Source organism: Microbacterium sp. B24, from assembly GCF_000333415.1.
Taxonomy (GTDB): Bacteria; Actinomycetota; Actinomycetes; order Actinomycetales; family Microbacteriaceae; genus Microbacterium.
The window spans coordinates 1-7,566 of record NZ_BADB01000226.1 but is presented as its reverse complement, the minus strand read 5'-3'; the positions used below and the strand labels follow the sequence as shown (position 1 = coordinate 7,566).

Here is a 7,566-nt window from a genome sequence, read left to right as displayed (position 1 = left end):
CCGGGATGTCCGCGTTGCCGGCGATGCCGTTCTCGAAGCTGTCGGACTGGCTGGTGAGGACGACGCCGACGGCCCCCGCGTCGCGGGCGTTGTCGAAACGCGTCGCCGAACCGCACGCCACGTTGCTGTCGTCCCACTCCAGCCACACGATCTTGCCGCTCGCTCGTTGCGCGTCCGCCGCGCTGAACGGCCGGCATCCGTCCAGGTTGCTCGTGTCGGTGAGCCCGATGACCGAGGCGGTGACGTCGAAGTCCCACACGTAGGACTGGCCGTACTGCACCCGGATCTGCTCCGCGGCGTTCTGAGCCGGATCGCCGATCGTCGCCAGCGCCGCGTCGGCGAGACCGTGACCGCTCGCGGATGCCGCGACGGTCAAGGCGCTCTCGGTAGTGCCCGGGCTGCCGGCCACGTCCGTCACATCGCCGGAGTTGCCCGCCGCGACGACGGGCAACACTCCTGCTTTGACGATCTGATCGAGCTTCGCGTTGTCGGGGTCGAGGCGCTGCGCCGCCGTCGCGGCCAGCGCGAGCCCATGCCCGAGGAGGAGCCCGCGACCGAGCGTCCGCACTCCCCCGTGGCTCTGTTCGACGCGCTCGAGCCCGGCTATGACGAAGCGGGGACGGATGCCGAAGACACGGCATCCGCGATCGAAGACACCGTCATCAGCGACTCGTCGCGCCGCAAGGGGCGCACCTCCATGCCGTCGTGGGACGAGATCGTCTTCGGAGCGCGCACCGAAGACGGGTGAGTCGACGGGGCGTCGCGGGGCCGGATGATCAGCCGTTCGCGAAGGCACCGAGTCTGATCAGAGGAACGATGCGTTCCTGATCCGTCCAGGATCCGTGCTGGCCGATCATGCGCTGCGGCTTCTTGTCGGCGACGCGGTCGTCGTAATAGGCCACCGCCGTCCGGGCCGCGACGAGCACATCGCCGATGCGATCGCGGACATCGGGGTGCACGTGGAGGCCGAACAAGCCGGCGTCGATCGCCTCCCCGCGTGTCATCACCCACGAGCGCGACTGCTCGGCTTCACGCCAGCGCGCGGCGACGGCCGCGGCGCTGCCGTCCGCCGTGTAGAGCTGCAGCATTCGAGGCTCGCCGGCCACCAGGGCCACATCATGCAACAGCGGGTCCCCGTCGCGCAGCAGCACGTGCCGATGCGCCGGCACGTCGACCATTCCATGATCCGCCGTGACGAGCGCGCCGACGCCCGGCGAGAGCATCGCTTCGAACCGACGAAGGTCCGCGTCGAGTTCCTCCAGCCCCCGCAGCCATCGCTCGGATTCCCAGCCGTGCGCGTGACCGAGGGTGTCGAGTTCCGGTATGTAGACGTAAACGAGCGCGCCCGGGTTCGCCGACGCGCGTGCGGCGGCGGCGGTGAGGCGCTCGGCCGGGGTCGCGGCGCCGACGAACTCGGCCCCGCGCTGGATCGCCCGCGTGAAGCCGCTGTCGCGATACAGGTCCTTGCTCACCACGAACGTGGGCCGACCGGCGTTCGCCTCCCGTTCCAGCAGCGGCTGCGCGCGCTGCCAGGTCATCGGGTCGAGCCCGTCGGTCTCCCACCCCTTGAGCTGGTTGGGGGCGATATCGGTTCCCGGGATGCGGGCGCGGTATCCGACGATGCCGTGGGTGCCGGCGTCGGTCGCGGTGAGAAGCCCGGTGAGGGCGGTGGCCGTCGTCGAGGGGAACGTGCTGCGCGCGGCATCCTTCTTCGTCATCGCCGCCGTCAGGAACCGTGCGTGTCCGGCACGAGCGGTGAGATTGCCGCGCCCGAGTCCGTCGACCAGGACCAGGATCGCCGACCGGGCCGAGACGAACCAGTCACCGGCGTCGGACAGTGACGCAAGCAATTGCGGCACGATGGCGGTGAGGCTCCGGGCTGTGGGCGGGTCCGCGGGTAGGCTGAACGACATCGGGGCCAGTCTCGCATATGGCGCGCGGCCCCACTTCCCGGCCCACCCGAGCACCGAGGGAACCGCAGATCCATGGCAGCTTCGCGCACCGCGTCCATCCCCGAAGATCACGGCCGCATCGAGGACGTCGACGTCTCCGCCGAGATGCAGGATTCGTTCCTGGAGTACGCGTATTCGGTCATCTACTCGCGTGCTCTTCCCGACGCTCGCGACGGCCTCAAGCCCGTGCAGCGGCGCATTCTGTTCCAGATGGCGGACATGGGTCTTCGGCCCGACCGAGGGCACGTCAAGAGTGCGCGCGTCGTCGGCGAAGTGATGGGAAAGCTGCACCCGCACGGCGACTCGGCGATCTACGACGCGCTCGTGCGCCTCGCTCAGCCGTTCGCGCTGCGGGTGCCGCTGGTCGACGGTCACGGCAACTTCGGTTCGCTCGACGACGGACCCGCGGCGGCGCGGTACACGGAAGCGCGCCTGGCTCCGGCCGCGCTCGCTCTCACGGAGAACCTCGACGAGGACGTCGTGGACTTCGTGCCCAACTACGACGGTCAGTTCCAGCAGCCGGCCGTCCTCCCCGCCGCCTTCCCCAACCTGCTCGTCAACGGAGCCTCCGGCATCGCGGTGGGCATGGCCACCAACATGGCTCCGCACAACCTCAACGAGGTCGTCGCCGCCGCGATCCATCTGCTCGAGAACCCCGACGCCACCACCGCCGAGCTCATGGAGTTCGTCCCCGGCCCGGATCTCCCCGGCGGCGGCATCATCGTCGGGCTCGACGGCATCACCGAGGCCTACGAGAGCGGACGCGGTACCTTCCGCACGCGCGCGAAGGCATCCATCGAGTCGCTCGGCCCCCGTCGCACGGGCATCGTCGTCACCGAGCTGCCGTACATGGTGGGTGCCGAGCGCGTCATCGAGAAGATCAAGGATACCGTCAACGCGAAGAAGCTCACGGGCATCGCGGACGTCAACGATCTCACCGACCGCAATCACGGTCTGCGCCTCGTCATCGGCATCAAGACGGGGTTCGACCCCGCGGCCGTGCTCGAGCAGCTCTACCGGCTCACTCCGCTCGAGGACTCCTTCGGCATCAACAACGTCGCCCTCGTCGACGGGCAGCCGCAGACGCTCGGCCTCAAGCCCCTCCTGCGGGTGTACCTCGACCACCGTATCCAGGTCGTCACGCGTCGCAGCCGCTACCGTCTCGCCCGCAAGCAGGAACGTCTCCACCTCGTCGAGGGTCTTCTGATCGCGATCCTCGACATCGACGAGGTCATCCAGGTCATCCGCGCCTCTGACGACACCGAGCAGGCCCGCGGGAAGCTGATGAGCGTCTTCGACCTCTCCGAGGTGCAGGCCGAATACATCCTGGAGTTGCGTCTGCGGCGTCTCACCCGCTTTTCCCGCATCGAGCTGGAGTCCGAACAGGACACCCTCAAGAAGGACATCGCCGACCTCGAGGCGCTGCTGGCCAGCGATGTGCTCCTCCGTCAGCAGGTGGCCCGTGAGCTGGATGCCGCGGCCGAGACGTTCGGGACACCCCGCCGCACGCTTCTGCTCAACGGCGGACCCGTGGCGGCCCGCTCTCGCAGCGCCGCGGCGGCCGACCTGCAGATCGCCGACTCCCCGTGCCGGGTGCTCCTGTCCGCGACCGGGAGGATGGTGCGTGCCGAACTCGGTGATTCCGGCGAGATCGTCGCTCCGACACGGCGTGCGAAGCACGACGGCATCCTCTCCGCTGTCGACACGACCACGAGGGGCGAGCTCGGCGCGGTCACCACGCGCGGCCGCCTGGTGCGCTTCACCCCTGTCGATCTGCCGTCGGTGCCGGCGAATGCGGTGCAGCTCGGGGCAGGCACCCGCGCCGACCAATACCTCGGCCTGGCATCGGGCGAGCACGTCGTGGCCGTCGTGCCCCTCGGCGACATCGTCATCGCCCTCGGGACCGCCCAGGGTGTCGTCAAGCGTGTCGCAACCTCGGAGCTTGCGCCCGGCAAGCACGAGGCCGAGATCATCGCGTTGAAGGACGGAGACCTCGTCGTCGGCGCCGCCGTCGCCCCCGACGGCGCCGAGCTCGTCTTCGTGGCCTCCGACGCCCAGCTGCTGCGCTTCGACGCGGCGAGCGTGCGCCCGCAGGGGCGCGCGGCGGGCGGCATGGCCGGCATCCGTTTGAGCGCGGGAGCCTCCGTCGTGGCCTTCAACGTGGTGACCGAACCGGCGGACGCGGTGGTCGTCACCATCGCCGGGTCCTCCCAGGCGATCGCCGGGACAGACGCGGGAAGCGCGAAGGTGTCGCTGTTCGACGAGTTCCCGCCGAAGGGTCGCGCGACCGGCGGCGTGCGCGCTCAGCGCTTTCTGAAGGGCGAGGACGTCCTCACTCTCGCCTGGATCGGTGCGCAGCCGCGGGCATTGGCGGCGGACGGCGCCGTGCGTACCCTGCCGGAGCCGGGGGCGAAGCGGGATGCCTCCGGACAGCCACTGGATGCGGTCGTCGCGGCCGTCGGCACGGCGATCGCCTGACGGTCGTCAGCCCAGAGAGACGAGACCGTACTGGGTTGCGCGGATCAGCACTTGGATGCGATCGCGCACGCCCCACTTCGCCGTGATGCGGCCCAGGTGTGACTTGACCGTCGCTTCGGACACGAACATCGCCGCGGCGATCTCCGCGTTGGACATTCCCTGCGCGAGAAGCGTGACCACTTCGAGCTCGCGTTCGGTGAGTTCCTCGTCGCGGCCGAGCTGGCGCGGTGCGGGCGGTTCGTTCTGCTGCACCGAGCTGACGAGCTCCTTCGCGACGCGCGGCGAAAGAACGTACCCGCCCTCGTGAGCGAGGCGCGCCGCGTCGAGGATGCGGTCGGGCGACGTGTCCTTCACCAGGAAGCCCGCAGCGCCGGCGCTGAGCATGGGGACGATCACCCGTTCCGAGGAGAACGTGGTCAGTGCGACGATCTTGATACCGGGAAACTCACGCGTGAGGCGTTGAGTGGCCTCGATGCCGTCCATCTTGGGCATCTGCACGTCCATGAGCACGACATCGGGGTGAGTGCTGCGCACCAGCGCGATCGCATCGATGCCGTTGTCGGCTTCGCCGACGAGATCGAACCCGTCCGAGGAGTCCAGGAAGACGCGCAGTGCGGCGCGCACCAGCGACTCGTCGTCGACGATGATCACGCGAATCGGTTCGGTCACAGCACCATCTTACGAAGCGCCCGTACTCGTTCCTTTCCGCGCGATGTCGACGAAAGTCGCTATCGATGTAGCCATCCGTCGGTCGTGCGAGATGACCTCTGTTTGAAGAATCGATTCGAGAGATTGCAGGAGGTGAAACACATGTGTACTGGCTTGGACAGCTCATCGGCATCTGGAAGTAAGTGTTCTCGCGAGATAATCGCGTGTGACCGCTTCCGCTCGGACATCGCGCGCTACGCGCGAACGCCCTTTTGGGACTATCTTGCCCTGAGCCCTTTGCGAAGCGGATTTGATCATCCCTGGTGCGGGTGACCCTTATCCTCGACTCCCTCTTCCGGGCGACCAACGGTGGCAGCACCAGCGTCGTTTCGGCAGTAGTCACCACGACGATGACTCTGTCGGTCGCGCTCTTTGTTTGGCGCCCGCCCATCGGAACAACGGTTCTGATCGTCGCGGCCGCAGCTGCGAGTGTGACGGGGGTTGCTGACAGTCTTCTGACTGCGGCGGCCATCCTCGGTTTGGTTGCGTTCACGTGCAGCCCGTTGTTGACGACCACCTACCTGTTGGCGTGGGTCGTTTGGCTGGTCGCGATCGTGAGTAGACCCGGTTCAGGGTTTCAACCACTCGGCGCGGTCATCATCGCGTTCCTCAGCCTCGTCAGTTTGATGATTGGGCTCGCTATTCGGCAGCAGTACGAAAGGGCGCGAACTTTGGCATTACAGCTCGAGGTGAGCGAGCGCGAGGTCGCCGAGCAGCTCAAACACGAACGGGACCTCATCGCTGACGAGCTGCACGACATCGTCGCGCACGAGATCACCATCGTCGCCCTGCACGCCGCGGTCCTGGACCGCACCGAAGACGTGCAGACGCGGTCGCAGTCGCAGACGGCGATCCGCGAAGCCGCGGTGCAAGCGCTCACCGACATTCGTCGCGTGCTCGGGATGGTGCGCGGCGAAGAGAATCTCTCCCCCGAGCGCGTCTCGTCGCCCGACGGGATCACCGGCACGATCGCCGCGGTCACGAAAGAACTCGGACAGGCGGGTATTGCGGTCACCGCGGACGTGCCCGCCGACCTCCGACTGCCGAGTGCATCCCTTGTTGCGCTGACCCGTGTCATCCGCGAAAGCGCGACGAACGTGCTCAAGCACGCCACCGGCGCCCACACGGTCTCCATCGTTCTCCGCGTCGAGCGCGGTTGGGTGCACCTCACCTTCGCCGACGACTCACCGCCGGCGCGCACCGCCGGACTCCCGGCGTCGGGCTACGGCATCATGCGTCTTCGAGAGCGCTTCCGACTGTTCGGCGGCACCTTCGAATCGGAACGGAAATCCCAGGGGTGGGTCGTGAGCGCGTCACTGCCCCTTTCAGGCTGATCAGGAAAAAACTTACGCATACGCGTCGAAGTAGACGAAAGTCGCAGTCGGTTCCACCGATGGTTCACGTTGGCGCCGCCTATGCGCGCCTAACCTTTTGCTAGCCGAAGAACTGATCCCCAGTCGGTTCTTCACAGGGCACGGCGCGAGACGTCCGTGATTTCGGGGACGAAGAGACCGTTCGGGGCTCGACGTCATCCGGATGTCCCCCGTAGCCGCGGCGATGGCCCGAGACCGAATCCCCCCAGATCGGTCTCGGGCCCCGCGTCGTTGAGGGTCCGGACGAGCTCAGGCGTCGATGGCCTCACGGTCGAGTCGGTCACTGGAGGTGACGATGAAGTCGCGACGTGGTGCCACGTCGCTGCCCATCAGCAGTTCGAACACGCCCGAGACCGCCTCGGCATCCTGTACGCGCACGCGTCGCAGCAGCCGTCCGGAACGGTCCATCGTCGTCTCGGCCAGCTGGTCCGCATCCATCTCGCCGAGCCCCTTGTAGCGCTGGACGGGTTCCTGCCAGCGCCGTCCCGACTTCTGCACCTTCGCCAGCAGCGTGTGCAGCTCCTGCTCCGAGTAGGTGTAGATCGTCTCGTTCGGCTTCGAACCGGGATTGACCACGATGACGCGGTGCAGCGGCGGGACGGCGGCGTACACGCGACCCGCCTCGATCAGCGGACGCATGTAGCGGAAGAACAGGGTCAGCAGAAGCGTGCGGATGTGCGCGCCATCCACGTCCGCGTCGCTCATCAGGATGATCTTGCCGTAACGCGCCGCTTCGAGATCGAAGCTTCGGCCAGAGCCCGCGCCGATCGTCTGAATGATCGCCGCGCATTCCGCGTTCGAGAGCATGTCGCTGATCGACGCCTTCTGGACATTGAGGATCTTGCCACGAATGGGCAACAGCGCCTGGTACTCACTGTTACGCGCGAGCTTCGCCGTTCCCAGAGCGGAGTCACCCTCGACGATNGACAGTTCCGACTGCNTCACGTCCGAGGTGCGACAATCGGCGAGCTTCGCCGGCAGGATGACGATTCGAGGGCGTTCTTGCGACGCTGTGTCTCCTTGTGCGTGCGAGCCGAGATCCGCGCCTTCATCTC

The 7,566-nt window shown here is 67.4% G+C and carries 5 protein-coding genes and 2 pseudogenes; 3 read left to right on the top strand and 4 right to left on the bottom strand.

All coding sequences use genetic code 11. The features are described from left to right. Positions 1-259: PA domain-containing protein (locus I5I_RS17925; protein ID WP_374699902.1), on the bottom strand; the 259-nt coding region annotated here is incomplete at its 3' end. A gap of 234 nt (positions 260-493) precedes the next feature. Here I5I_RS17925 and I5I_RS17075 point away from each other — a divergent pair. Then, positions 494-748 (top strand): annotated as a pseudogene (locus tag I5I_RS17075) (septation protein SepH); the annotation flags it as partial. A gap of 28 nt (positions 749-776) precedes the next feature. Here the strand turns inward: I5I_RS17075 and I5I_RS06110 are convergent. Continuing rightward, positions 777-1,913 (bottom strand): alkaline phosphatase family protein, encoded by a 1,137-nt coding sequence (locus I5I_RS06110; RefSeq protein ID WP_036317651.1) that lies wholly within the window; start codon positions 1,911-1,913, stop codon positions 777-779. A 72-nt stretch (positions 1,914-1,985) separates the two neighbouring features. Here I5I_RS06110 and I5I_RS06105 point away from each other — a divergent pair, with 72 nt between their 5' ends. After that, positions 1,986-4,430, top strand: a complete 2,445-nt coding sequence (locus I5I_RS06105) for a DNA gyrase/topoisomerase IV subunit A (RefSeq protein ID WP_036317649.1) — start codon at positions 1,986-1,988, stop codon at positions 4,428-4,430. 6 nt (positions 4,431-4,436) lie between these two features. On the opposite strand, the gene I5I_RS06100 is transcribed toward I5I_RS06105, so the two are convergent. Then, the gene (locus tag I5I_RS06100) at positions 4,437-5,099 is read right to left on the bottom strand and encodes a response regulator (RefSeq protein WP_083867958.1); all 663 of its coding nucleotides are present in this window, start codon (positions 5,097-5,099) and stop codon (positions 4,437-4,439) included. A 728-nt stretch (positions 5,100-5,827) separates the two neighbouring features. Between I5I_RS06100 and I5I_RS17515 the strand changes: the two genes are divergently transcribed. Beyond that, a complete protein-coding gene (locus I5I_RS17515; protein WP_239640037.1) occupies positions 5,828-6,472 on the top strand; it encodes a sensor histidine kinase in 645 nt (214 codons plus the stop codon). Between the two features lie 288 nt (positions 6,473-6,760). Here I5I_RS17515 and I5I_RS06090 read toward each other — a convergent pair. Further along, positions 6,761-7,566 (bottom strand): annotated as a pseudogene (locus tag I5I_RS06090) (toprim domain-containing protein); the annotation flags it as partial.

Coding starts and splice junctions, on each gene's coding strand:
- I5I_RS06110 (WP_036317651.1), bottom strand. CDS start 1,913: ATGTCGTTCAGCCTACCCGCGGACCCGCCCACAGCCCGGAGCCTCACC.
- I5I_RS06105 (WP_036317649.1), top strand. CDS start 1,986: ATGGCAGCTTCGCGCACCGCGTCCATCCCCGAAGATCACGGCCGCATC.